The following is a 23,281-nucleotide window of genomic DNA, read 5'->3' on the forward strand; positions in this document are numbered from 1 at the left end:
TCAACACCGGAGTCAGCTTCATCCCACCCTGGGGTGCGCCGATTACAGCAATGCCGGAATACCAAGAAGCAGTAGCCAGACTCGCCGCCGAACAAGCAGGACAACCACCAGACCCACCACCTGACAGCAGTTAGTGTCCCAAACACAGAGAGGACAGCGCCAACCACCGGCCCCGCCAACCGAAAGATGGTTGACGGGCATATCGGTGATCTCCGCGAACCGCAGCATGGTGCGCGGGGAAATCGGGGATCCTGGTAGCGATTCGCCTGCCGTCGGATGCATTAGGAGCAACGGGACGCTTAGCCCTTAAAGAGCGAGCCCCCTTAAAGGCGAAACCCGCCAGCCGGATGAAGGCTGACGGGTTAGGCGGCGTGGGTGGTGCGTGTGAGCTAGTGGCCGGTGCCGATTTCCAGGTGCATACCCGGAACCGAGTTGATGAGGTTGCGGGTGTAGTCCTGCTGGGGGTTGTCGAAGATGTCGTCGGCGGTGCCCTGCTCGACGGCCTGGCCCTTCTTCATGACCACCACGTCGTCGGCTGTCTGGCGGACCACCGCGAGGTCGTGGGTAATGAAGAGGTAGGACAGGCTGAGCTCCGACTGCAGCTCCGCGAGGAGCTGGATGATCTGGTTCTGCACCAGCACGTCGAGCGCGGAGACGGCCTCATCGAGGACGATGACCTCCGGGCGCAGTGCCAGCGCGCGGGCAATGGCGATACGCTGGCGCTGGCCACCGGAGAGCTCGTTGGGGTAGCGGCGCATGGCGGAGCGGGGCATGGAGACCATGTCGAGAAGCTCGGCCACGCGGGCCTCACGTTCTTTGCGCGAGCCCACCTTGTGCAGCGCCATGGGTTCCTCGATGCACTTATAAATCGAGTACATCGGATCCAGCGAGCCATAAGGGTTCTGGAAAACCACCTGCATCTTGCGGCGGAGCTTGAAGAGTTCCTGCTTCGATAGCTTCGAGGTATCGCGGCCTTCGAATTCGATGGTGCCGGAGGTCGGCTCCAGCAGGCCCAACACCATGTTGGCTACCGTGGACTTGCCGGAGCCGGACTCACCCACCAGCGCCAGGGTGGTGCCGCGGCGGATGTCGAAGGAAACATCGTCGACAGCTTTGAGGAGCTTCTTGCCGCCGCGCTGGCCGCGGATATCGAATTCCTTGGTGAGGTTGCGCACCGAGATGACCGGGGCCTGAGCCGCGGAAGATGAACCTGCAGCGGTGGAGCCAGGCTCGACGGCGGCGCCGATCGCCTCACCCGACTTCAGCTCCTTGGCCTCCACACCAGCTTCCTTGGCCGCGCGGATGCGGGAGGAGGCGAGGGAGGGGGCGGCGTCGACAAGCCGGCGCGTGTAGGGGTGCTGCGGGGAGCGCAGAATCTCACGTGACGGGCCGGACTCGACGATGCGGCCGCGGTGCATCACGATGAGGTGCTCCGCGCGCTCGGCTGCCAGACCGAGGTCGTGGGTAATGAAGAGCACCGCGTTACCCAGCTCCTCGGTGAGATGCTCCAGGTGATCCAGGATGGTCTTCTGCACCGTCACGTCGAGGGCGGAGGTGGGCTCGTCGGCGATGAGCAACTTCGGGCGTGCTGCCAGGCCGATCGCGATGAGCGCGCGCTGGCGCATACCACCAGAAAACTCGTGGGGGTACTGCTTGGCGCGCCGCTCGGCGTCGGGAAGCCCGGCTTCCTCCAGAAGCTCCACCACGCGTTCGTGACGCTTGGAGCCCTCCACCACGTGGTTGGCCTTGAGAGACTCCTCAACCTGCGTGCCGATGCGCCACACTGGGTTGAGGTTGGACATCGGATCCTGCGGGACCAAGCCAATCTTGTCACCGCGCAGCGATTCGAATTGCTTGTTGTTGTAGTGAGTGATGTCTTCGCCCTCAAAGAGGATCTGGCCGCCGGTGATCTTGCCTGTGCCCGGCAGCAGACCCAGGATGGACATCGCCGTGGTGGACTTACCGGAACCGGACTCGCCCACGATGGCCACGGACTGGCCCGGGTAAATGGACATGTTGACGCCACGCACTGCCTCAACCACGCCGGTGGACGTGGTGAAGGAGATGTGGACGTCCTTCATTTCAAGAAGTGGCTTAGTCATTAACGCTTCCTCGCCTTCGGATCGAGTGCATCGCGGACGACGTCACCCATCATGATGAAGCTCAACACGGTCAGGCCCAAAGCACCTGCCGGGTAGAACAGGACTGCCGGGGCAACACGCAGGGAAGCCTGCGCGTCGGAGATGTCTCCGCCCCAGGACACGAACGTCGGCGGCAAGCCGATGCCCAGGAAGGACAGGGTGGCCTCGGCGACGATGTAGGTGCCCAGCGCCACGGTGGCGTAGGAGATGATGGGCGCGGCCGCGTTCGGCAGAATGTGGCTGAACAAGATGCGCCAGCTCGACGCACCAATGGAGCGCGCGGATTGCACGAATTCCTCGTTCTTGATGGAGACCACCGCGCCGCGGGTGATGCGGGCGATGGAGACCCAGCCGAAGAGGCCGAGCACCAAGACCACCGTGACGATGGTGCGGTGCTCCTTGAACATCTGCATGACTACGATGGCGGCGAGCACCAGCGGGATGGCGAAGAAGATGTCGGTGATGCGGGAGAGAACAGAGTCGATCCAGCCGCCGAAGAAGCCGGCGATAGCACCGATCATGGAACCAAGCACCACGACGAGCAGCGTGGTGAGGATGCCGACGGCTACCGACGCGCGCGCACCGTAGATCACGCGGGCGTAGATATCGCAGCCTTGGCGGTTGAAGCCGAAGGGGTGGCCTGGCTCGGCGGGGGCGAGGGACTTGGACAGCTCGCACAGGCGTGGGTCAGTGCTAGTAAAGAGACCCGGTGCGATGGCCAGGAGGACGGCCACGAGGATCATGACGGCGGCAACCCAGAACAGCGGGCGACGGCGCAGGTAGCGCCATGCCTCGCCCCACTGGGAGGAAGGCGCGGACTCGTCCTTGACGGCATCGACCGCGCCGAGACCCGTTTCATCGGTTTCCGAGACGAAGTGCTCTTGGCCCGGATAGGGAGTGGTTTTCTCGAAATTAGGCATAGCGGATCCTCGGATCAAGTACGGCGTACAGGAGGTCAACGAGCAGGTTGGCGATGATGTAGATGATCACCAATACCGTGGTGAAGGAGACGATTGTGGTCGGCTCACCACGCAGGATGGCCTGGTACATGGTGCCGCCGACGCCGTTGATGCCGAAGATGCCCTCGGTCACGATGGCGCCGGTCATGAGCGCACCGATGTCGGCGCCGATGAAGGTGGCCACGGGAATCAGCGAGTTACGCAGCACGTGGCGGCGGGTCACCGCGCCGTTGGAGAGGCCTTTGGCGCGGGCGGTGCGCACGTAGTCGGCGCGCAGGTTCTCCGCCACGGACTGGCGGGTCAGGCGGATGACATACGCCAAGGAGAGCGCGCCGAGCACCATGGCCGGCATGAGGAGGGACTTCACCGTGGCGTTAGCGCCGACGGTGACCGGCAGGACACCCCACTTGATGCCCACGATGTACTGGAAGACGAAGCCGATGACGAAGGAGGGCACGGCGATGACGAGCAAGGAGATGACCAGCACGGTGGAATCGAAGAAACCGCCGCGGCGCATACCGGCGAAGACGCCGAAGAGGATGCCGAAGACGGATTCAAAGATGATGGCCATGACGGTCAGTTTCACCGTGACGGGGAAGGCGTTGGCCATCACCTGGGTTACGGGGACACCGGAGAAGGTCGTGCCGAAGTCCAGCATGAAGATGCCCTTGATATAGAGCAGATACTGAATGATGAACGGCTTGTCGAGGTTGTATTCCGCCTCAATGCGGGCGCGGGCAGCCTCGGTAAGGCCGCGGTCACCGCCAAGGGCTTCGACAGGATCGCCGGGCATCAAGAAGACGAGCGCGTAGATGAGCAAGGTAGCTCCGAAGAACACCGGAATCATCTGGAGCACTCGGCGCCCGATATAGCGCAGCATAGTGTGGTCCTTTACTCGTTGTGGGGCAGGTGCTTGCCAGCGTTCTCCGGATTTCGGGACGCAGGTCAAAGCTTAGAAGAATTTTAATGTGTGATCCCACGCTTCGAGAAATCTATAGCGCGTTTCTAATCACACTTCGGGGGTGAAAACGTGGGGCGACCCCCGCTCCACAGAGGTTGCGGGGGTCGTGCGAAGTAGCTAGAGGCTGGCGTTACTTCTTGGTGATGTTGTAGTACACCGGCTGGGACTTCCAGGAGAAGACGACATTGTTGACGTTCTCGGAGTAGCCACCGGTGGCGTTGGAGTACCACAGCGGGATAGCCGGCAGATCCTTGAACAGGACTTCCTGGGCCTCGGTGTACTTCTTGATGGCGTCTTCCTCGGAAGAGGAGGTCAGGGCTTCGTCGAGAAGCTTGTCAAACTCCGGGTTGGTGTAGTCACCGTCGTTGGAGGAACCGTTGGTCCTGTACAGCGGGGAGAGGAAGTTAGCCTGGCTTGGGTAGTCTGCCTGCCAGCCGGTGCGGAAGGCGGACTTGATGGTGCGGTTGGTCACCTCATCGCGCAGGGACTTGAAGTCCGGGTACGGAGCGCCAACTGCCTCGATGCCGAGGGTGTTCTTGATGGAGTTGGTGGTTGCATCCACCCAGCTCTTGTGGCCGCCGTCGGAGTTGTAGGCAATCTCCAGGGTCGGGTTATCCCACTTGTTGAGCTTGTCAGCCTCAGCCCACAGCTCCTTGGCCTTTTCCGGGTCATACTTCAGGACCTCATTGCCCTTGATGTCCTCGGAGTAGCCCGGCATAACCGGGGAGGTGAAGTCCTTGGCCGGGGTGCGGGTGCCCTTGAAGATGGTGTCCGTGATCTCCTCGCGGTTGATGGCATAGGAGATGGCTTGGCGACGCAGCACGCCTTCCTCGCCGGAGTAGTGCTCGAGGTTCTCGCCCAAGGTGAAGGACTGGAAGATAGCAGTCGGCTGGTTCACTGCACGGTCGCCGAGGTCGGCGTCGTAGACATCGAAAGCGGAGTCCGGAACGGCGTCGAGAACGTCGAGGTTGCCCGAGAGCAGATCGGCGTAAGCGGCGTCCTGGGAGGCGTAGAAGACGAACTTGATGCCGTCATTCTGCGGGGTCTGGCCACCCTTGTACTCCTCATTCGGAACGACGGTGGCGTCCTGGTTGTGGTTCCACTCGGTCAGCTTGTACGGGCCGTTGCCAATCGGGTTCTGGCCGAAGGCATCCATGTCTTCCAGGGCCGACTCGTGCAGCGGGTAGAACGCGGAGTAGCCCAACTGTGCCGGGAAGTCCTGCTCCGGGCTGTTCAGGGCGATGGTGAAGGTGTGGTCGTCGACGACCTTGAGGCCCTCCATCTTTTCGACGCCTTCCTCGAAGCCCTTGATGTTGGCAAAGAAGGATGCGTTGAGCTGGTCGTTGGCCACGGCGTAGTTCCAGGCGTCCACGAAGTTATTGGCAGTGACCGGGGAGCCGTCGGAGAACGTGGATTCCTTGAGCTTGACGGTGAACTCAGTGTTGTCGTCATTCGGCTCGATGGATTCAGCCAGCTCGTTCTGGGCTTCGCCATCGCCGTCGTAGTAGACCAGGCCAGCGTAGATGGAATCGACAATGCGTCCGCCGCCGACCTCGTTGGTGTTGGCCGGGATTAGTGGGTTCTGCGGCTCGGAGCCGTTGACGGTGACGATGCCATCACCAGAGCCGGAAGCAGAGTCCGAACCGGAGTTGTCGCCACCACAGGCCGCGAGGGTGAGCGGCAGGGTAGCGACAGAGAGAGCAGCGAGTGTCTTCTTGAGCGTCATGTAGGGCTTAGACCTCCGTGGTGCGAAAGATGTAGAAAACCTGTGATGTTGGTTTTATATGAAGCTACCGCGTGGCTCGTCTCATATACAAGGAATTGAAAAATATGTCCTGTGATAAAAGCTATAGGGCGGTAGGTATTCTTTCTTAACCTGCGGTTTTGTCAACGAATTAAAAAAGTCCCCATCCCCCTGAGAGGGGTGGGGCACGGAGGGCGGTGAATGTTACCTATCTCGCAACCATTGGATAATGGTCTGAGTAAAACCATGCGGGTTCTCAAGATAGGGCAGGTTCTTGGACCCGGGGATAGTGGTGGCGGTGAAACCCCCACGGCAGCGCCGCGCCGCCCGCCGCGCAACTGGCCGCCACAGCATCTGATCGGCATGAATGAACAGCGTCGGGGATTGCACGGTGAGGTCAAGCCAACTCAGCGGAACCACGGCGGTACGCAGTCGGTGGTTCCAGATGATTCCCCGGCGGACATTTCCTATGCGTGACGACGTCACGCGCAGGCGCAGGGCCTCCTCGCGCTCAGCGCCGCTGAAGGAACCGAGGGCGTCGAGATCCATCTCCCGGAGGTACGTGGACTCTCTCAGTAGGAGGCTCGGGGCGCCAGTCTTTCCCAGTCGGCACAAGGCCGCGCGCAGGAGCACCCATCCGAAATCCCAGGGGCGCGCGGCGATGGCGCGGCGCAAATCTGCCGGGTGTGCCGCCGATACGGAGACCAGTCCGCGTACCCGTTCGGGCCGCTCGGTGGCCAGCGCCCATGCCACCGCACCGCCGGTATCCGTGCCGACCAGGTAGGCATCGTCGTGACCCAGTGCGCGGATGGCACCGCTGACATCACCAACCGCCACGCGGATATCTTGGCCGGGTTCGAGCGGCGGTTTATCGGACATGCCAAAGCCACGCATGTCGAGGGCGGCGACGTGGAATCCGGCGGCGGCAAGCGGGGCAATGACATTCCGGAAGTCGAACCACCCGCCGAAAGAACCATGGAGCAACAGCACCAGCGGGTCATCCGGGTCGCCAGCGGTGGCGGCGTGCAGGCGGATGCCGCGCGTGTGCAAGAACTCGTGCTCAAAGGGGCCGTCAAGCTCCACTACGGAGGGCGGTAGGGGATTCATAGGCGGGCCTTTCGTGGGAAGGGTGCGCAGACGAAATCCGCCCCGAACGCATGTGCTCGGGGCGGGAGAGTTAAAAGGACCTTAAAGGTTTAGGTGTACAGGCCACGCTCGATGGACTTTTCAGCCTTACCCGGAACCAGCTTCTTGAGTTCCTTCGTTGACTCGATGGTCTTCTCCGGGGCCTTGACCTGCTTGACCTGCTTGAATCCGATAAAGGCCACGACGGCGGCCAAGACAACCATAATGAGGAAGACAATCAGGAAGGCCGCCCAGCGGTCGAGCCATACGGCCAGCAGTTCCGCCAGGAAGAAGAAAAAGAAGAAGGAGCTATACAGCGCCACGGTGCCAGCCACACCGAACATGCCCGCGCCGATGCCACCCTTCTTGGCAGAAGCAGCGAGCTCGGTCTTAGCCAACTCGACCTCGGAGCGAACCAGCTGGGACATCTGCTCGGTGGCGTTGGATACGAGCTGGCCGATGGATGCTTCGCCACGGCGGGAGGTATCCGCATCGCTCAAGGGAATGCCGTCTACCTTCGGGGCGAACTTGTTGGACCCGTCAGTGAATAGTCCGTCGTTGCTCACGGTTTAATACTCCTACTGTTTTGTCGCAATCTATATCGGCCATAGTAATGAACTTTTCAGAGTTCATGTGGTGCGGCCCGCAAAGTGGGTACGGCGTTATTGTAATGGGTATGCCGCATTCTGACCCGCTGACCCCGCTGATGTCCCTTTCTGGGGTGGAGGATAAAGCTGCTTCTGCCGCCGCAGCGATAGCGCGCGTACACCGCCGGCCCGCGGGCTTGCGCAAGTTTGACGTTATTTCTTCCGAGTCGCTGTTGCGCGGTGCGCGGGCGGCCGCGGCGATCGACGGTGCGCCGCTCGACGCACACAGTATCCCGCCCGCAGTCAGCGCCTATTCCTTGCTCGCTCCAGAAAAACAGGCGGCCACGGTGCGCACCTTCGCGCGGGCCCCGCTGCAGGTCTTGGCCAGCATCGATATTGCGGCGAGCGGCGTGGGGCATCCGGATCAGAATCCGGCGGTGGCGCAGGCACTGGCGCAGCTCATCACGCGCGGGGCCGGCGTAGACTTCGACCGTTTGTTGCCGGTGGTGGTGCACGCGGAGATCGCCGCGCGCTCGCTCTTCGGTGCGCGCAGCACCGCCGTGGCGCTCGTCGCCGCGCGCACCGCCGCCATCCATACCGGCTTCGATCCGCGGGGTTTCGCCGTGCCCGAGACCTTTCTTAACCGTCATCGCGCGGACTACCGCGCGGCACTGGACACCTATGGCCAGGATCCGGCGGCACTCATCACGCTGCTTCTCGACGCCTGGGAAGCCGGCGCCCGCGAAGCCGACGGCATCGCGCAAGCGGCTTAATCGCGCAGCTGCTGGCGTGCAAATAAAATTCCGCCGACCACTAAGGCTGCGATGCCGGCCACGACCGCCGAGCCGATACCGAATTCGCGGGCGCTGGGTGCGGTGAAGAGCGGAACGGGGTGTTTGAACGTGCGGATTTCCCAGTCGTGGGCGATGGCGTGCTTCTTCAACAGGCGGTCCGGGTTCACGGCAACGGGGTGGCCAACCTGCTCCAGCATCGGGATGTCTGTGGCGGAATCGGAATAGGCAAAGGACGCGTCGGGGTCGACGTTGAGCTCCTGAGCAATGCGCGCCAAGGCCTCGGCCTTCGCCGCACCTTTGCAATAAAACAGGATCTCCCCGGTGAACCGGCCGTCTTCCTCGGCAAGCTCGGTGGCCACGACGTGCTCGATGCCCAGTTCCTGTGCGATGGGCTTGACTAGCACGCTTGCCGACGCCGAGATGATCACCACCTCGTGGCCGGCGGCGCGGTGGGCGTCGATAAGCGCGCGTGCCTCCGCATAAATGGCGGGGGTGACCACAGTGTGCATGGTCTCTACCGCGATGTCGTGGACCTCCTGAACGGACCAGCCGGTGGCCATGGCGGCGAGCTGATCGCGGGTGGTGTCCATGTGCTCGCTGCTGTGGCCGGCGAGCATATAGCTGGCCTTGGCTAAAGACAGCTGGAGTGCCTCCGCATGCGTAATGAGCCCGTTGTGCATGAACTCGCGGCCGAAGGCATAGGCCGAGGATGTGGCAATGATCGTTTTGTCCAAGTCGAAAAACGCGGCCGCGCGGGTGGTGCCGTCGGTGGGGAAAGGGGTACCGGTCATCGAGGAAGGCCTGCCGTTAGTGTGCGAGTTACCCTGCTCATCGTAGCCTCTTAGCAGGAAGAATCGGGAGTGCGCAAACATATTGCCAGAAAACTCAAGGAATGTTGGATTTCGCTGTTGTCATCTCTTCTTTCGCATGTCATAATGTCAGGTGCAAGGCCCCGATATACAGTGCGGCCTGCCCCGGCGCACCCCCCGATGCCGGGTTACCGATGGCCCGCGCACACCCCCCCGAGGCGCGGGCCATCACCTTTTTCAAAAAACCGGGCTCGCCTGTGGCCATTGAGCTGAGACATATTTGATGTCCTAGCACGGCGATATACTCTCAGCTGTGACAAGCTATCAAGCACATTCTTCTTCTCACCAAAAGGGTTCAGGTCCTCCTCAGGTGAGTTTGCCGCTTGCTGCAGAAAGTGCCGTCTACTTTGTAGATGAAGCCGGAAGTAAAGGCACGTTGGGTAAGCATTTCGTTGTTGCGGCTGTGCGCACGAAGGATCCTGATTTCCTTTCGCGGGAGATTAAGGCATGTCGTGAGCGGAATAACTTCACAAAGGCTGACGAGATTAAGTTCTCGAAAGTTACTAAGCACTCTGAACCGATTTTGCTTGATATTTTTCGAGCAGCGATAAGCTCGGGGTGCACGTTCGGAGCTTTTGTTTTGGACAAGAGGCATTTCGATCCGTGGAGTAGTCGAGAACAGTGGCAAGGGCATTTGTTCGCGACAGATCGGCTGCTGCGGGGGCTGGTTACTCGTCGTGAAGTTGGGGTGGTAATGCTCGACCACATTGATGTCCCAGTAGGGGTTTCCTACGGAGACACACTAGTGAACTCTCTCAACAATCGATTTGGAAATAAGCGGTTTGCAACGGCCGTTAGTCTGGATTCTCGGACTTGTCCGGCACTACAGGTGGCAGATCTGCTTGCTAGTTCGGTTTTCCATGCGCGAAAAAAGATCGAAGACGTGGGGTTGGAGGCTTTCTTGGAAGATCGTTCGCCAAAGGCCCGGCTTTCGAAGGGTATTGCGGCCGCATTAGGCGAGAGTCATTTTGGTGACTGCCGTACACCACTTTTGAAGATTGAGACAAGCCATGAGAGGTCATTGACAGAATTGAAGCGCCAACGATACTCTTAGGTGAGGCGCTGAACGCCATAGCCGCAGGCTAAAAGCAAGCGCTCCTCGGGCCGAGTCTCAGACTTACTACCCGAGTTTTATGGCTAACCAAGCCATTCTTTACCGCACTTATTGCGATACCCTCGAGCGTGGCTCGGGGGTATTTGCTTTTGACCCTTAACCCGATTCTGAGGACATTGTGGAAGCACGGTTTCCTGTGAGTTTTGGTACGTGAGCCCCGGTAATTTTGTTCAAGCGTCAGCAAAATAGGGGCGAAAGACGCCACAATGGCGAAGTTATCCACAGGTGGTGAGGAAGCCCTAGCGCGCGGTTGGTGCGCTCGCGCATGCTTCAGGCATGAGCACGTTTCACCTAGTTATCGCTGTTGGGGATTCCACGCTGCGAGCAGAGGCGGCATCCGCGGCAGCCGCCAGTACTGCGGAAGTGAGCACCGTGGAGGACCCACGGGACTTCTCCCGGCACCTGCCCAAGGCGGATGCCGTCTTGGCTGATTCGCTGACGGCTCGTCTCGTGGCGGGGCATCCGAGGGTGTATTTCTTGGCGCTGGATCCGGGGCCCATCGATTATGAGGCTGCGCTGTGCTGCCGCGCGACTGCCGCCTTCATTGTGCCCGCCCAATCGAAAGAGCTCCTGGGCGCACTAGCAGCAGACGCCACTCCGGAGACCACCGTGTCTACCGGCTTAACCCTGGCGGTGACCGGCTCCGCCGGAGGTTTGGGTGCATCAACGGTGGCGGTGGCGCTGGCCCGCGAGGCGGGCGCGGATCTCCTCGTTGATGCGAGCCCTTATTCCGGCGGCCTCGATTTGCTCACCGGAATTGAGAACAAGCCCGGCGCGCGGTGGCCGGATCTTGCCGCGGGGACTGGTTCGGTTGATGCAGCAGACCTTGTCCGTGCTTTGCCCGCTACCCCGGATGGCATCGCGGTTCTCTCGGCTGCGAGGTCATCCAGCGTAGAGGTGGTTCAGATGAGTAGCGCCCGGCGCGCGGCCATTATGCAAGCTGCGTGTTTATACCCGGGGACCGTGGTGGTGGATTGCCCGCCGTGGGATATCCCCGATGCGGCGGATCACGTGGTGGTGCTTACTGCCGCTGAGGTGCGGGCGGCCGCTGCCTGCGCGCAGCTAGTAGCTGAACTTCGCGCCCGGCCGCAGGAGTGCTCCGTCGTCGTGCGCAACCGCCAGTGGGCGGGCCTGGATGCCAGCGATATTGCCACGGTGACTCACGCGGATCCCATCGCTGAGTTGCCCACCATCCGTGGCCTGACGCGCACGGTAGAAACCAGTGGGCTGCCGAGCCAGCTGCCCCGGGCCCTTGCGCGTGCCGCGCGCCAGATGTGGGAGGCCGTGGCATGAACCTGATCGATACGATGCGCACCATCGTGGCCTCCGAGCCACAGCTGGCCCACGACGCCCCTGCTTTGGCGCGGCGCATTCGCCAGGAGGCTGGAGTCATCAGCGATGTCGATGTGCTCGACCTTCTGCAGCGCCTGCGCCACGATTCCGTGGGCTTGGGATTATTGGAGCCGGTCCTGTCGCTGCCGGGGCTGACCGATGTCGTTGTCAATGGCCCCGATTCCTGTTTCGTCGATTGCGGGCAGGGTTTGCAGCCGCGCGATATTGGCTTTGCCGACGACACCGAGGTTCGCCAACTGGCCACCCGGCTGGCTGCGGTGGCGGGCGTGCGGTTGGATGATGCGCAACCTTTTGCCGATGGGCGCCTGACCCGCCCCGACGGAACGAGGATTCGCCTCCACGCGCTGCTTGCTCCTCCCTCGGCAAGCGGAACCTGCATCAGCCTTCGTGTGTTGCGTCAGGCCCAAACCAGCCTGGAGGAACTGATAGCTAGTGGCAGCATTGATTCCAGCCTGGAGCACGTCCTGCGCGCCGTGGTTGAGCGGCGGGCGTCCTTCCTGGTTACGGGAGGGACAGGCTCAGGAAAGACGACGTTGCTCGCAGCCTTGCTGGGGTGTGTGCCCGCTACCGAACGCTTGCTCATCATCGAGGACACCCCGGAGCTTTCGCCTAATCACCCGCACGTTGTGACCCTGGTATCGCGCCGGGCCAACGCGGAAGGGCGCGGCGAGATCTCCATGTCGCTCCTGCTCCGCCAAGCGCTACGCATGCGCCCGGACCGCATCGTCGTTGGCGAAATCCGCGGCGCGGAGGTCGTGGAACTGCTTGCCGCGCTCAACACCGGGCACGATGGTGGTGCGGGCACCGTGCACGCAAACTCTGTTGATGAAGTGCCCGCCCGCATGGAGGCCCTCGCCGCTCTCGGCGGACTCGACCGCGTAGCACTGCATTCGCAGCTGGCGGCCGCCGTGCACGTGGTCCTCGGGATGGAGCGCACGCCGGAGGGGCGTCGGCTAGCGCACCTCGGTGTGCTGGAGGGAAACCCGGTTACACCGCAGCTGGTGTGGACGGCCGAAGACGGTCCGCTTCCCGGGTTTGCGCAGCTGTGTTCGCGGCTGGGGGTGGAACCATGATGTGGCTATTCCTCGCGGCGGCGTGTTTGCTCTCGCAGCCGCCTTCGGTGACGCGGCTGGAATCGCCGAAGCCTCGCTCGTTGGCACCCGCGGCTGTCTTTCTCGGGGTCGGGTGCTGTGTCTTCTTCGGCAGGCCCACTGTCGTGGTGGCGGTGGGCTGCATTGTGGTTTGTGCGCTGTGGTTTGCCAATGACCTGGCGGCGTCCCGGCGCGAGCGCCGTGGCGCGGAGGCGCTCGCCTCCTACTTCGGTTCTGTTGCCGCCGAGCTGCGGGCGGGATCGACAACGGCGGGCGCGCTTCGCCGGGGCGCCGACGCTCTTCCTGACTCCACCCCGGAGAACCTCCGCGCCGCGTTGATCACGGCTGCGGGTCTCGCGGCACAAGGAGGTTCGCCTGCGGTTGCTCTCAATGCACCGGAGGTTGCCCGCTATGCAGCGCTGCTCACGCTCTCGGGACGCCATGGCGTGGCGTTGGCGAACCTCATCGAGCAGGCTCAAAGTCAGCTGGATACCGCGCGCCGCCATGCCGGTGAGACCGCGGCCTCCTTGCAAGGGCCACAGGCCACCGCGGTCATCCTGGCGTCCCTGCCGCTGGCGGGCATCCTTATGGGTGGGGCGATGGGCGCGGATTCCTTGGGGTTCTTGCTCGGCGGTGGCCTTGGGGGCGTGCTTCTCGACATCGGCGTGGCCCTCGTCTGCGCCGGCTTTGCTTGGTCGCGTCTCATTCTGCGAAGGGCGGCGCAGTGATGGTCTTGACGTATATCTCCGCTGCATTCATGGCTGCGGCATTCGCTGTTACCTCTGCTGCACCGTCTGGACGAATAGCCCAGTCTGGCTCACGCACACCGCGTCCGAAGACGCCGCGTGATGGTCCCGAAACGGACTATAGTCCGCTCGATGCTGCCAGCGACCTGGAGCTCTTCGCCGCGTGCCTGGAGGCCGGTCTCTCCACGCGCAGTGCCGTGCTAGCTGTCGCCGAAGCCTCGCCGCAGTGGTCGGAGGCGGCCGCTCTCATCGGGGTGGGGGTGCCCATGAGTTCGGCATGGTCGGCGCTGGCCAGTCAACCGCATTTGGAAGAACTAGTGCGGCTTACGCAGCTGTCTGGCGAATCGGGTGCGGCTATGGCTACGGGGTGCCACCGGTTGGTGGCGCAGCTGCGTGCCGAAGCCTCGGCGCAAGCTACCGCGCGGGCGGAGCGCGCTGGCGTGTTCATTGCAGCACCGCTAGCGGTGTGTTTCCTTCCCGCATTCCTGGTCCTTGGGTTGATACCTGTCCTTATCAGCTTGGGCCAGCAACTCTTCTAGGGCAGTTCATTCCAATAACCGCTTAACTAACCACTCACCAACTCAGTACACGCAACCTTCATAAACACAAGAAAAGAAAGCTAGGTATATCATGCAGAAAAAGGTAAACTACCAGTCACTATTAGCGAATGATGATGGTATGTCCACGATTGAGTACGCCATGGGTTCGCTCGCGGCCGCGGCGCTTGCTGCGGTGCTCTATGCCGTGGTCAACGGTGGCGAAGTCACCAGCGCCATTACCTCCATCATCACCGACGCCCTGTCCAACACCCCAGGCTAATGCGCGCGCTTGATGACGCCGGCTCCGTCACCATCGAGGCGGCATTGTCACTGTCCGCGCTCGTCATCGTTGCTGTGGGAATCGTGGGTGGCATCGCCACGTTGTCGGCTCACCTCGCTGCCGTTGATGCTGCGGGCGCTGCGGCTCGCTCTGCTGCCATCGGTGTGGACTTTCAGCGCGATGGAGTGACGGTCAGCTTAAGCGAAGGCTCCGGGCTTATGACCGCTGAGGCCGCCGTGCCGGCACCGCTGGGGACCATGCGCGCGCAGGCGGTGTTTCCCGCGGAGATGGCAGCCGGTGGGAACAACGGGGCGCAGCCATGAGGCGTCGTCGGCGCAGCTGGGGAAGGATCCTGGCGGGGGAGGAGGGCTATGCCACCGTCGTCACCGCCGGGATCATCGCTGCAGTGGCGTCTCTGTTGTTGGCAGTCGCGGCAGTTGCTTCGCTCGTTGTGGCGCGGCACGAAGCGCAGGTGGCGGCGGACCTCGCCGCGGTGGCCGGTGCGTGGGAGGTGGCCAAGGGCAGGGACGCCTGCACGAAGGCCACAGAGATCGCCGCGCTCAACGGCGCGGAACTCGGCTCCTGCGACATCGATGGGCGCGACGTTGAGGTCACTGCCCGGCTGCGCGGGCGCAGCGCCGTTGCCCGCGCCGGTCCGGTCTAAGAGGTCATGGTGACCAGTGCGCCGAGGAGGGCCACAGCGCCTGCCTTGTCCAGAGGGTTGTTGCCGTTGCCGCACTTGGGGGATTGCACGCACGACGGGCAGCCGGATTCGCAAGGGCAGGAGCGCACGGCCTCGAAGGTGGCTTTGATCCACTCGGGGAAGCGCCGGAAACCTTCCTCGGCGAAGCCAGCACCGCCGGGGTGGCCGTCGTAGACGAAGACCGTGGGCAAGCCCGTATCGGCATGCTGCGCGGTGGACACGCCACCAATGTCCCAGCGGTCGCAGGTGGCAATGAGCGGCAACAACCCAATGGCGGCGTGCTCTGCTGCATGGAGGGTGCCCGGGGTGCGCCCGGCGGTGACTCCCATCGCTGCGAGTGCCAGCGGATCGATGGTGTAGGCCACCGCCCGGGTCACCAGGCGCTGCTCCGGCAGGTCAAGGGGGATATCCTCGCCCACGGAGCCATCGGGAAGCCGCACCTGGTAGCCGGTGACCTTGTCGGTCACCTCCACCTCCAGGCTGGCCACCCACAGGCCGGGGGCGTAGTTCACTAGGTCATCGGCCTCGCGCAGGATGCGGATATCCGTCGTGGACTTCGGCTGCGTGGTGTAGTCCGGGGACTTCGGCACGGCGAGGGCCACGCCCGGTTCGGCGGACGCCGAACCATCGCCTCCGCCGAGGTGAAGTTCCTCGATGACGAAGCTCTCGCCACGGTGCAGATACACCGCGCCGGGATGCACCTGGCTTACCGCGCGGGCTGAATCGATGGTGCCCAGCAGGCGGCCATCGGAGGAATCCACAATCATGACCTCCTCGCCCGAGCCACCCCGCAGCGAGACTGCCGTGTGCGCGGTCTCCGGGGTGAGCTCGCTGGAGCCAGCGGGCAGGGGAGCGGCGAACCAGCCCTGCGGGCGCCGGCGCAGCAAGCCTTGCTGGGCTAGGTCGTGGACCACGGATTCGGCGCGGAAGGCGGCCACGTCGGCATCAGACAACGGTTTCTCCACCGCCGCGCAGTACACGTGCCCGGCCAGGATATAGGGGTTAGCTGGGTTGAACACGCTGGCCTCCACCGGCCGGCCCAACAGTGCCTCTGGGTGGTGAACCAGGTAGGTGTCCATCGGCTCATCGCGGGCCACCAAAACCACCAGCGAGCCCTGGCCGCGGCGGCCCGCGCGTCCGGCCTGCTGCCAGAAGCTAGCGACGGTACCCGGGAACCCGGCGGTGACCACGGCATCGAGGCCGCCGACGTCGATGCCTAGCTCCAAAGCAGACGTGGTGGCCACGCCGAGCAGGGAGCCATCGTCCAGCGCCTGCTCCAGCGCGCGCCGGTCCTCGGCCAGATACCCCGCGCGGTAGGCGGCAATCCGGCGCGCGAAATCCGGCCGGCCCAGCCTCCCGGAGAGCTCTTCTGCTGCCCGCAGCGCGGTGGTCTCTGCCGCGCGCCGCGAGCGCACAAAGGTCAACGTCCGCGCGCCCTGCGCTACCAGCGAGGCCATCATCCAGGCCGCCTCCGTTGTGGCGGCGCGGCGCACGGGGGCGCCGTTTTGGCCCTCGATGCCCTCCATGAAGCCCGGCTCCCACAGCGCGACTGTCCGCGCACCCGTCGGCGCGCCATCGTCGGTCACCGCGAGCACTTCGCGCCCCGTCAGCCGCGCGGCATGCCGGGCGGGATCCCGCATGGTCGCCGAAGCCGCAATCACCACCGGCCGCGAGCCATAGTGCTTGCACAGCCGCAACAAACGCCGCATCACCAGAGCCACGTTCGCCCCGAAAACCCCGCGGTAGGCATGCGCCTCATCAATCACGATGAACTTCAAATGCCGTAGCACCCGCGCCCACCGCTGGTGCGCGCCCAGCAGAGAAGAATGAATCATGTCCGGGTTGGAAAAGATGAACCGCGCCTGATCGCGGATGCCGGCACGGGCTTCGGTGGGGGTATCGCCGTCGTAGGGGGCGGGGTGGACGTCGTGAAGCGCGGCGATGCCCTGCGTGAGCTCCAGCACCGCGCGCAGCTGGTCCGAACCCAGCGCCTTCGTCGGCGTGATGTAGAGCGCGCACGCGGTTGAGTCCTGCGCCAGGCGGGACAGGATGGGCAAACGATAGCCCAGCGACTTTCCGGAACTCGTGCCGGTGGAGACCACGACGTCGCGCCCCTCCCACGCGGCCTGTGCCACAGCGACCTGGTGGGCATAGAGCTTGGCGACGCCTCGCTCCTCCAGCGCCGCCCGCAACTCCGGCAGGACCCACTCGGGCCACTCGGCATAGCGCGCGGGCTGGGCGGGCAGGGTGGTGGAGTGCGTTAGCTCGGATTCGGGGAAACGCTCAACAAGGTGCTCGACGAGCTCCTCACCCAGAGGGTTCTCACTCACGCTTGCCTCCACTAATCTGCTGTAGGTGCCCAAACGTGGCACACTGGTGCACTAGTTTGCACTACTTTATTCCCACAAAGGACAACTCATCATGGCATACGGTACCGTCAAGTTCTTCAACGCCGAAAAAGGTTATGGCTTCATTGAGCAGGAGGACGGCTCCGGCGATATCTTCGTGCACTACACCGAAATCCAAGGAACGGGCTTCCGTACCCTCGAAGATAACCAGCGCGTCTCCTTTGAGATTGGGGAAGACGCTAAAGGCCAGCAGGCCACCAACGTCGAGGTGGTTTAGGGGGATTCGGCATAGCCGCGCCGGGTATCCCACCATTCCAGCAGCTTATTCTGCCCTTTTTGCAGGCCGAAGCCGATGATGACGGCGGCGATGATGGAAATGAGCATGGCTATCGCAGGCGAGCCGGAGAAGGCCACACCGCCGAGATAACCAATGGCTAGCGCCTGTGCCACCCACAACAGGACACCGAAGGTGTCGAAAAAGAAAAATAGCGGCCAGGGGTAGCGCATGGAGCCCAGGAGAATCGTCATAAACAGCCGGGCCGAGGGGATGAAGCGAGCAATGATGATCGCCGCGCCGCCGCTGCGCCGAATATTGCGCTTGACCCACGTTAAGGCGTCGTAGGCCTTTGTGCCCTTTTGGGCTCTATTAATAAGGGTGATGAGCCGCGTTCCCAGGAGGAAGCACAAGTTATCCCCCAAAATGGCGGCAACCATGGCGACGAAAAACATGGTGGGAAGGTGGGGGAAACCTTGGGAGCCAGACCAGGCGCCCACCATGTTGAGGGGAACCTCCGAAGGCAAAACGGGGAAGAAGCAGTCGAGGAAAATCAGCGAACCCACCAGCGGATAAATCCACTGTGTGGCCATGATGACCTCGAACCATGCAGTAATAGACGCAATCACGCTGTCTCCCTGTTGTGTACTGTGAGGCGAATCCTCGGACGGCCAGTATAGACCCCCGGTTGTGTGGACGTGTACTGGCCTGAATAACTAGAGTGAACCTCTATCTGTGTACTCTAGGGGCAATTGCCCCAGCAGAGGACTAGCCATCGGAAGGGATGAAGTCGAAGTGGCAGAAGCTACCGGCCCGGGGAAGACCCTGGTCATCGTCGAGTCAGCAACCAAGGCGAAGAAGATTCAGCCTTACCTCGGCGATAAGTACATTGTTGAGGCCTCCGTCGGCCACATCCGGGACCTTCCCCGCGGCGCCGCCGACGTCCCCGCCAAATATAAGAAGGAATCCTGGGCACGCCTCGGTGTTAACCCGGAGGATAACTTCACCCCGCTGTACGTCATCAGTCAGGACAAGAAGAAGAAGGTCGCTGATCTTAAAGCCAAACTGAAGGAATGCGACCAGCTCTACCTCGCAACAGACCCCGACCGCGAGGGCGAGGCCATTGCCTGGCACCTGCTCGAGGTTCTCAAGCCCAAGGTGCCGGTGCGCCGCATGGTCTTCAACGAGATCACCAAGTCCGCCATCCTGGAGGCCGCGGAAAACACCCGTGAGCTCGATGAGAACCTCATCGACGCCCAGGAAACCCGCCGCATCCTGGACCGCCTCTACGGTTACGAGGTTTCCCCGGTGCTGTGGAAGAAGGTCATGCCGCGCCTGTCGGCTGGCCGCGTGCAGTCGGTGGCTACCCGCGTCATCGTCGAGCGCGAGCGCGAGCGCATGGCGTTCATCCCCGCCGAGTACTGGGATCTTACGGCAACGCTGAAGTCCACGCCGGACTTCGACGCGCGCCTGAGCGCCCTCGACGGCAAGCGCGTGGCCGCGGGCCGCGACTTCAACGATAAGGGTCAGTTGAAGAGCGACGAGGTGGTCGTCGTCAAGCAGGCCCAGGCGGAGCAGCTGGCCAGCGCGCTGGAAGGCTCCACCATGACCGTGGCTAGTGTCGAGCACAAGCCTTATTCGCGCAAGCCTTCCGCGCCGTTTATGACGTCGACTCTGCAGCAGGAGGCCGGCCGCCGCCTGCACTACACCTCGGAGCGCACGATGCGCATTGCGCAGCGCCTCTACGAGAACGGTCACATCACCTATATGCGTACCGACTCGACTTCCCTGTCCAAGCAGGGGCTGGACGCTGCCCGTGAGGCTGCCTCCTCCATCTTTGGCGCTGAGTTCGTCTCAGATGGGCCGCGCCGGTATGACCGCAAGGTGAAGAACTCCCAGGAGGCCCACGAGGCCATCCGTCCCGCCGGCGAGCGTTTTGCCACCCCGGGCCAGCTGGCCGGCCAGCTCGACGCCGAGGAGTACAAGCTCTACGAGTTGATTTGGAAGCGCACCGTGGCTTCCCAGATGGCCGATGCCAAGGGAACCTCGATGAAGGTGACCGCGGCCGTCAACGCCGGCGGCCACGACGCCGACTTCTCCGCGACCGGCCGCACGATTACCTTCCCGGGCTTTCTCAAGGCCTACGAGGACGTGGCGGCGAAGGACTCGAAGGGAGAGTCGCGCCTGCCACACCTCAACGAGGGCGACACGCTGAAGACCGCTGCGGTTACTGCCGACGGCCACTCCACCAACCCGCCGGCACGCTATACCGAAGCCAGCCTGGTCAAGAAGATGGAAGATTTGGGCATTGGGCGCCCGTCGACGTACGCCTCCATCATCAAAACCATCCAGGACCGCGGTTACGTGCTCTCCCGCGGCAACGCCCTGGTGCCCTCGTGGGTTGCCTTCGCAGTGGTAGGCCTGCTGGAGAATAACTTCACCGAGCTGGTGGATTATGACTTCACCTCCTCCATGGAGGATGAGCTCGATGCCATTGCCGCCGGTTCGGAGAACGGCACGGATTGGCTGAATAACTTCTACTTCGGCAATACTGAGGCCGGCGAGCGTAAGGCTGCGTCCATCGCTCGCCACGGCGGCCTGAAGTCCCTGGTGGACATCAACCTGGAGGCCATCGATGCCCGCCAGGTCAACTCCCTGCGCCTGTACACCGACGCGGAAGGCCGCGATGTCTTCGTGCGCGTGGGCCGCTATGGGCCGTATATCGAGCGCGCCGTGGGCACCAACGAGGACGGCACGGTGGAGTACCAGCGCGCCAACCTCTCGGAGACCGTCACCCCGGATGAGCTCAATGAGGCCCTAGCGGAGAAGCTCTTTGCCACCCCGCAGGGCGGGCGCGAGCTGGGCCAGAACCCGGAGAATGGACGCACCATCGTGGCCAAGGAGGGCCGCTTCGGCCCGTACGTGACCGAGCAGGTGCGTGATGACGAGCGCGAGAAGGCCGAGGCCGAAGCCGAGGAGATCGTCAAGGAAGAGCGCGCCGCGGAGGACGCCCAGCGCGCGGCCGAGGGTAAGCGCGCCAAGAACTGGGAGACCAAGACCGCGGCGAAGCAGAAGGAAAAGCGCATTGCCGAGTACGTCGAAGAGAAGCTGAAGCCGGGCACAGCCTCGCTCTTTGCTTCGATGGAGCCGTCCAGCGTCACGCTGGAGGAAGCACTGAAGCTGCTGAGCCTGCCGCGTGAGGTGGGCGTGGATCCCTCGGATGGGGAGGTCATCACCGCGCAGAACGGCCGCTATGGCCCGTACCTGAAGAAGGGCAAGGATTCCCGTTCCTTGGCCAAGGAGGAGCAGATCTTCTCCATCACCTTGGATGAGGCGCGCCGCATCTACGCGGAGCCGAAGCGCCGTGGCCGCGCGGCCGCACAGCCGCCGATTAAGCAGCTGGGTGACAACGATGTTTCCGGCAAGCCGATGACGGTTAAGGACGGCCGTTTTGGCCCGTACGTCACCGACGGCACCACGAATGCCTCGCTGCGCCGTGGCGACGATCCGGAGCAGCTTACCGACGCCCGCGCGAACGAGCTCCTCTCCGAGCGCCGCGCCAAGGACGCAGCGAACGGAGGTGCGAAGAAGTCGACGAAGAAGAGCACTAAGAAGTCGACCAAGAAGGCCACGAAGAAGTCGAGCAAGAAGGCGACGAAGAAGCCTTCGCCGGGCACGAAGAACGTGGTCAAGGCCGGATCGCGCAGGAAGTAGCAGGATATGAAGACCAGCTTCGCCCGCGACATGCTGGCTCGCACCCAGGAGGGCGCTGAGGCTCTCCTGCGCGCGGTGGGCCCGGCCTTTACTGGCCGCGATCACCTCACCCTCGGCGCGCTCGCTGTGGGGGAGACTGCTGTCTGGTCACGCCTGTTTAACTGGCGCACGCTCGGCACGGCCACGACCGCCGCTGTACCCGTGCTGTTGGCCCTGCGCCCGGACTGCGCCTCGGAGACCCGCGTGGGGCTTATCGCCGCTTCGCTGGGCCAAGCCGCCAAGCGCGGTGAGCCAACAACGTTCGGCGTGACGTGTGTCAGCGTGCAATACGCTGCCTTCGCATGGGCGTTGCGCGGTGCGCGCAACGATGCGCTGGGTTGGGGCCTGCGCGCCGGCGCGTGGGCCGCGGGCCTTGCGCTTTCGCGCGCCCGAGGCGAGCGTTTCGCCACGGCTATCGCCGGAATCCCGGCGGCTGCGCTCTCCGCGCTAGCCGGTGACCCAGCCCTGCGTGCTGCCGAATCTACGCAGGGCCTGAGCCACGGCGCTAACCTGCTTCTGGCCTCTGAGGCGCTGACGGTCCTGAACCCGGCTGAGCAGCGCCAGGATGCGGGCCTGCGTGGCCGAGTCCTGGATGCGGCGCAGTCGGCGGCCCAGACGGTAGGCCTGGTGCTGCTGGTGGATGGCCTGGCACGGAAGAGCCGCGGTTAGACGCCGCACCTAATTCCGGGCGCATCGTCTTGCCATAGGACAAGCGTCGGTGCACCCATTCGAAGGGGCCGGGCTTGCCTGCGGCCTCGAGCGCGCAGGCAATGAGAAGCGTGGCCAGCCACACGCCGGCGGCCAGCGCTGCCTGGCCTGCGGCGCTGAACTCTGGCCCAATGTTGAGGGTGAAGGGGTAAACCAGCGCCAGGAAGAACACGGACTGCAGCACGTAGCCGGTCATGGAACGCTTGCCCAGCGCAATCAGCGGCCACAGGAACCACGGGCGCGCGCCGCGGCGTTGCAGGGGTTCTAGGGCAAGTGTCGCCGCCGCCACGATGCCCGGCCCGGTGAGCATACCGATGCAGCTATTCGCCGCGTTGAGGGGATCCGCTAGTGCTGGATCCAGCACTCCAATCGTCGACAAGCCCCAGGGCAGGCCGAGAAAGAGGATAATGGCTAGGGCCAAAATGGTCCATGTCCACAGCTCGCGTTGATGACCCCCGGCCAGGGTGCCGCGGCGCGCCCACACGAAGCCCACAAGCATGACCGGAAGAACCATGGCGCCCGTTAGAGGGATGGACATTAGTTGGGCGCCGACCATGATGGCCTGCTCACCCAGCAGCTCCCAATAGGACTCGGCGGCGCTAAAACCGCTGAAATCGAAATCTGAGGTATCGATGAACGCGGCCCCAATACCCATTCCGATGCCCGACACAACCAGCAGCGCACAAAGCCCATAGGCCACGCGCATGAGGAGCTTGTCGGTGAAAGAAAGCAGCAGCGCGATGAGCATGCCCATCGCGCCGTAGAGCAGCATAATGTCGCCGGAAAAGAGGAAGAGGCAGTGCAGGACACCAAACAGGGCCAAGAACCCGTAGCGCTTAGCCAACACGGCCTGCGCGCGCCGCAGTGGGAAGCCGCGGCGCCACAAGCTCATCGCGATAAGCCCCACGCCAAAGCCGAGAAGCGTGGAGAACATCGGCAGGCCGCGCACATGCACGAACATGGCGGAAAAGACCACGTAGATCTTGTCCGCAACGGTCTCGACGCCGCCGAAATAAGCATCGGGACCATCGCCGTCGTTCATAATCCACGCGGTGCAGACGTTTGCCAGCGCAATGCCCAACAGGGCCATGCCGCGGGCGACGTCGGGGACGAGGAGGCGAGGACTCGAGTTCTGGCGTGGCGGATGGGGCTGATGAGGCATGGCCCCGAAGCTACCAGAATTACAAAGACT

General features: G+C 63.2%; 21 protein-coding genes. 11 read left to right on the forward strand and 10 right to left on the reverse strand.

The features are described 5' to 3' along the window. Positions 1-389: 389 nt before the first annotated feature. The 6 genes from HMPREF2978_RS07910 to HMPREF2978_RS07935 all read right to left on the reverse strand — a co-directional run bounded on the left by HMPREF2978_RS07910 (position 390) and on the right by HMPREF2978_RS07935 (position 7,496). Positions 390-2,102: an ABC transporter ATP-binding protein gene (locus HMPREF2978_RS07910; RefSeq protein ID WP_070744901.1), complete on the reverse strand. Its 1,713-nt coding sequence runs from the start codon at positions 2,100-2,102 to the stop codon at positions 390-392. Next, positions 2,102-3,061, reverse strand: coding sequence for an ABC transporter permease (locus HMPREF2978_RS07915; RefSeq protein WP_070527758.1), 960 nt, complete (start codon positions 3,059-3,061; stop codon positions 2,102-2,104). The genes HMPREF2978_RS07910 and HMPREF2978_RS07915 overlap by 1 nt, the downstream gene beginning before the upstream one ends. Continuing rightward, the gene (locus HMPREF2978_RS07920) at positions 3,054-3,980 is read right to left on the reverse strand and encodes an ABC transporter permease (protein ID WP_070744903.1); all 927 of its coding nucleotides are present in this window, start codon (positions 3,978-3,980) and stop codon (positions 3,054-3,056) included. Before HMPREF2978_RS07920 ends, HMPREF2978_RS07915 begins: the two co-directional genes overlap by 8 nt. Positions 3,981-4,191: 211 nt before the next feature. Then, positions 4,192-5,787, reverse strand: coding sequence for a peptide ABC transporter substrate-binding protein (locus HMPREF2978_RS07925; RefSeq protein ID WP_070527755.1), 1,596 nt, complete (start codon positions 5,785-5,787; stop codon positions 4,192-4,194). 222 nt (positions 5,788-6,009) lie between these two features. Then, positions 6,010-6,912 (reverse strand): alpha/beta fold hydrolase, encoded by a 903-nt coding sequence (locus HMPREF2978_RS07930; protein WP_070744905.1) that lies wholly within the window; start codon positions 6,910-6,912, stop codon positions 6,010-6,012. Positions 6,913-7,001: 89 nt separating this feature from the next. After that, positions 7,002-7,496: a phage holin family protein gene (locus HMPREF2978_RS07935; protein ID WP_070527749.1), complete on the reverse strand. Its 495-nt coding sequence runs from the start codon at positions 7,494-7,496 to the stop codon at positions 7,002-7,004. Positions 7,497-7,600: 104 nt separating this feature from the next. Here HMPREF2978_RS07935 and HMPREF2978_RS07940 point away from each other — a divergent pair, with 104 nt between their 5' ends. Continuing rightward, entirely contained in the window at positions 7,601-8,290 is a 690-nt protein-coding gene (locus HMPREF2978_RS07940) for an oxidoreductase (protein WP_070744907.1), read from the forward strand. Here HMPREF2978_RS07940 and HMPREF2978_RS07945 read toward each other — a convergent pair. Further along, on the reverse strand, positions 8,287-9,102 hold the full coding sequence (locus HMPREF2978_RS07945) for an HAD family hydrolase (RefSeq protein WP_070744909.1): 816 nt from the start codon (positions 9,100-9,102) through the stop codon (positions 8,287-8,289). The two genes, HMPREF2978_RS07940 and HMPREF2978_RS07945, sit on opposite strands and share 4 nt — an antisense overlap. A 331-nt stretch (positions 9,103-9,433) precedes the next feature. Here HMPREF2978_RS07945 and HMPREF2978_RS12840 point away from each other — a divergent pair, with 331 nt between their 5' ends. The 8 genes from HMPREF2978_RS12840 (at position 9,434) to HMPREF2978_RS07980 (ending at position 14,967) form a co-directional block, all read left to right on the forward strand. Then, positions 9,434-10,234, forward strand: a complete 801-nt coding sequence (locus HMPREF2978_RS12840) for a DUF3800 domain-containing protein (protein WP_141761414.1) — start codon at positions 9,434-9,436, stop codon at positions 10,232-10,234. Positions 10,235-10,570: 336 nt separating this feature from the next. Then, on the forward strand, positions 10,571-11,587 hold the full coding sequence (ssd, locus tag HMPREF2978_RS07950) for a septum site-determining protein Ssd (RefSeq protein ID WP_070527740.1): 1,017 nt from the start codon (positions 10,571-10,573) through the stop codon (positions 11,585-11,587). Continuing rightward, entirely contained in the window at positions 11,584-12,720 is a 1,137-nt protein-coding gene (locus HMPREF2978_RS07955; RefSeq protein ID WP_070527737.1) for a TadA family conjugal transfer-associated ATPase, read from the forward strand. The genes ssd and HMPREF2978_RS07955 overlap by 4 nt, the downstream gene beginning before the upstream one ends. Next, entirely contained in the window at positions 12,717-13,466 is a 750-nt protein-coding gene (locus HMPREF2978_RS07960) for a type II secretion system F family protein (protein ID WP_070527731.1), read from the forward strand. Before HMPREF2978_RS07955 ends, HMPREF2978_RS07960 begins: the two co-directional genes overlap by 4 nt. Further along, positions 13,466-14,023: a type II secretion system F family protein gene (locus HMPREF2978_RS07965; protein WP_070744911.1), complete on the forward strand. Its 558-nt coding sequence runs from the start codon at positions 13,466-13,468 to the stop codon at positions 14,021-14,023. The genes HMPREF2978_RS07960 and HMPREF2978_RS07965 overlap by 1 nt, the downstream gene beginning before the upstream one ends. 91 nt (positions 14,024-14,114) lie before the next feature. Beyond that, positions 14,115-14,303, forward strand: coding sequence for a DUF4244 domain-containing protein (locus tag HMPREF2978_RS07970; protein WP_010189925.1), 189 nt, complete (start codon positions 14,115-14,117; stop codon positions 14,301-14,303). After that, the gene (locus HMPREF2978_RS07975; RefSeq protein WP_070527725.1) at positions 14,303-14,626 is read left to right on the forward strand and encodes a hypothetical protein; all 324 of its coding nucleotides are present in this window, start codon (positions 14,303-14,305) and stop codon (positions 14,624-14,626) included. The genes HMPREF2978_RS07970 and HMPREF2978_RS07975 overlap by 1 nt, the downstream gene beginning before the upstream one ends. Beyond that, positions 14,623-14,967, forward strand: coding sequence for an Rv3654c family TadE-like protein (locus tag HMPREF2978_RS07980; RefSeq protein ID WP_070527722.1), 345 nt, complete (start codon positions 14,623-14,625; stop codon positions 14,965-14,967). The genes HMPREF2978_RS07975 and HMPREF2978_RS07980 overlap by 4 nt, the downstream gene beginning before the upstream one ends. On the opposite strand, the gene HMPREF2978_RS07985 is transcribed toward HMPREF2978_RS07980, so the two are convergent. Continuing rightward, positions 14,964-17,336 carry a DEAD/DEAH box helicase gene (locus HMPREF2978_RS07985; protein ID WP_070744913.1) on the reverse strand — a complete coding sequence of 791 codons (2,373 nt, stop codon included), beginning with the start codon at positions 17,334-17,336 and terminating at the stop codon, positions 14,964-14,966. The genes HMPREF2978_RS07980 and HMPREF2978_RS07985 overlap by 4 nt on opposite strands. A gap of 91 nt (positions 17,337-17,427) precedes the next feature. Here HMPREF2978_RS07985 and HMPREF2978_RS07990 point away from each other — a divergent pair, with 91 nt between their 5' ends. Then, positions 17,428-17,631: a cold-shock protein gene (locus HMPREF2978_RS07990; RefSeq protein WP_010189920.1), complete on the forward strand. Its 204-nt coding sequence runs from the start codon at positions 17,428-17,430 to the stop codon at positions 17,629-17,631. On the opposite strand, the gene HMPREF2978_RS07995 is transcribed toward HMPREF2978_RS07990, so the two are convergent. Continuing rightward, on the reverse strand, positions 17,628-18,221 hold the full coding sequence (locus HMPREF2978_RS07995; RefSeq protein ID WP_371326364.1) for a DedA family protein: 594 nt from the start codon (positions 18,219-18,221) through the stop codon (positions 17,628-17,630). The genes HMPREF2978_RS07990 and HMPREF2978_RS07995 overlap by 4 nt on opposite strands. Before the next feature lie 202 nt (positions 18,222-18,423). Here HMPREF2978_RS07995 and topA point away from each other — a divergent pair, with 202 nt between their 5' ends. Next, positions 18,424-21,342, forward strand: a complete 2,919-nt coding sequence (topA, locus tag HMPREF2978_RS08000) for a type I DNA topoisomerase (protein WP_070744916.1) — start codon at positions 18,424-18,426, stop codon at positions 21,340-21,342. 544 nt (positions 21,343-21,886) lie between these two features. On the opposite strand, the gene HMPREF2978_RS08005 is transcribed toward topA, so the two are convergent. Then, positions 21,887-23,251 (reverse strand): DUF418 domain-containing protein, encoded by a 1,365-nt coding sequence (locus HMPREF2978_RS08005; RefSeq protein WP_246818744.1) that lies wholly within the window; start codon positions 23,249-23,251, stop codon positions 21,887-21,889. Positions 23,252-23,281 lie beyond the last annotated feature (30 nt).

It is taken from the genome of Corynebacterium sp. HMSC074C01 (assembly GCF_001814605.1).
GTDB lineage: Bacteria > Actinomycetota > Actinomycetes > Mycobacteriales > Mycobacteriaceae > Corynebacterium.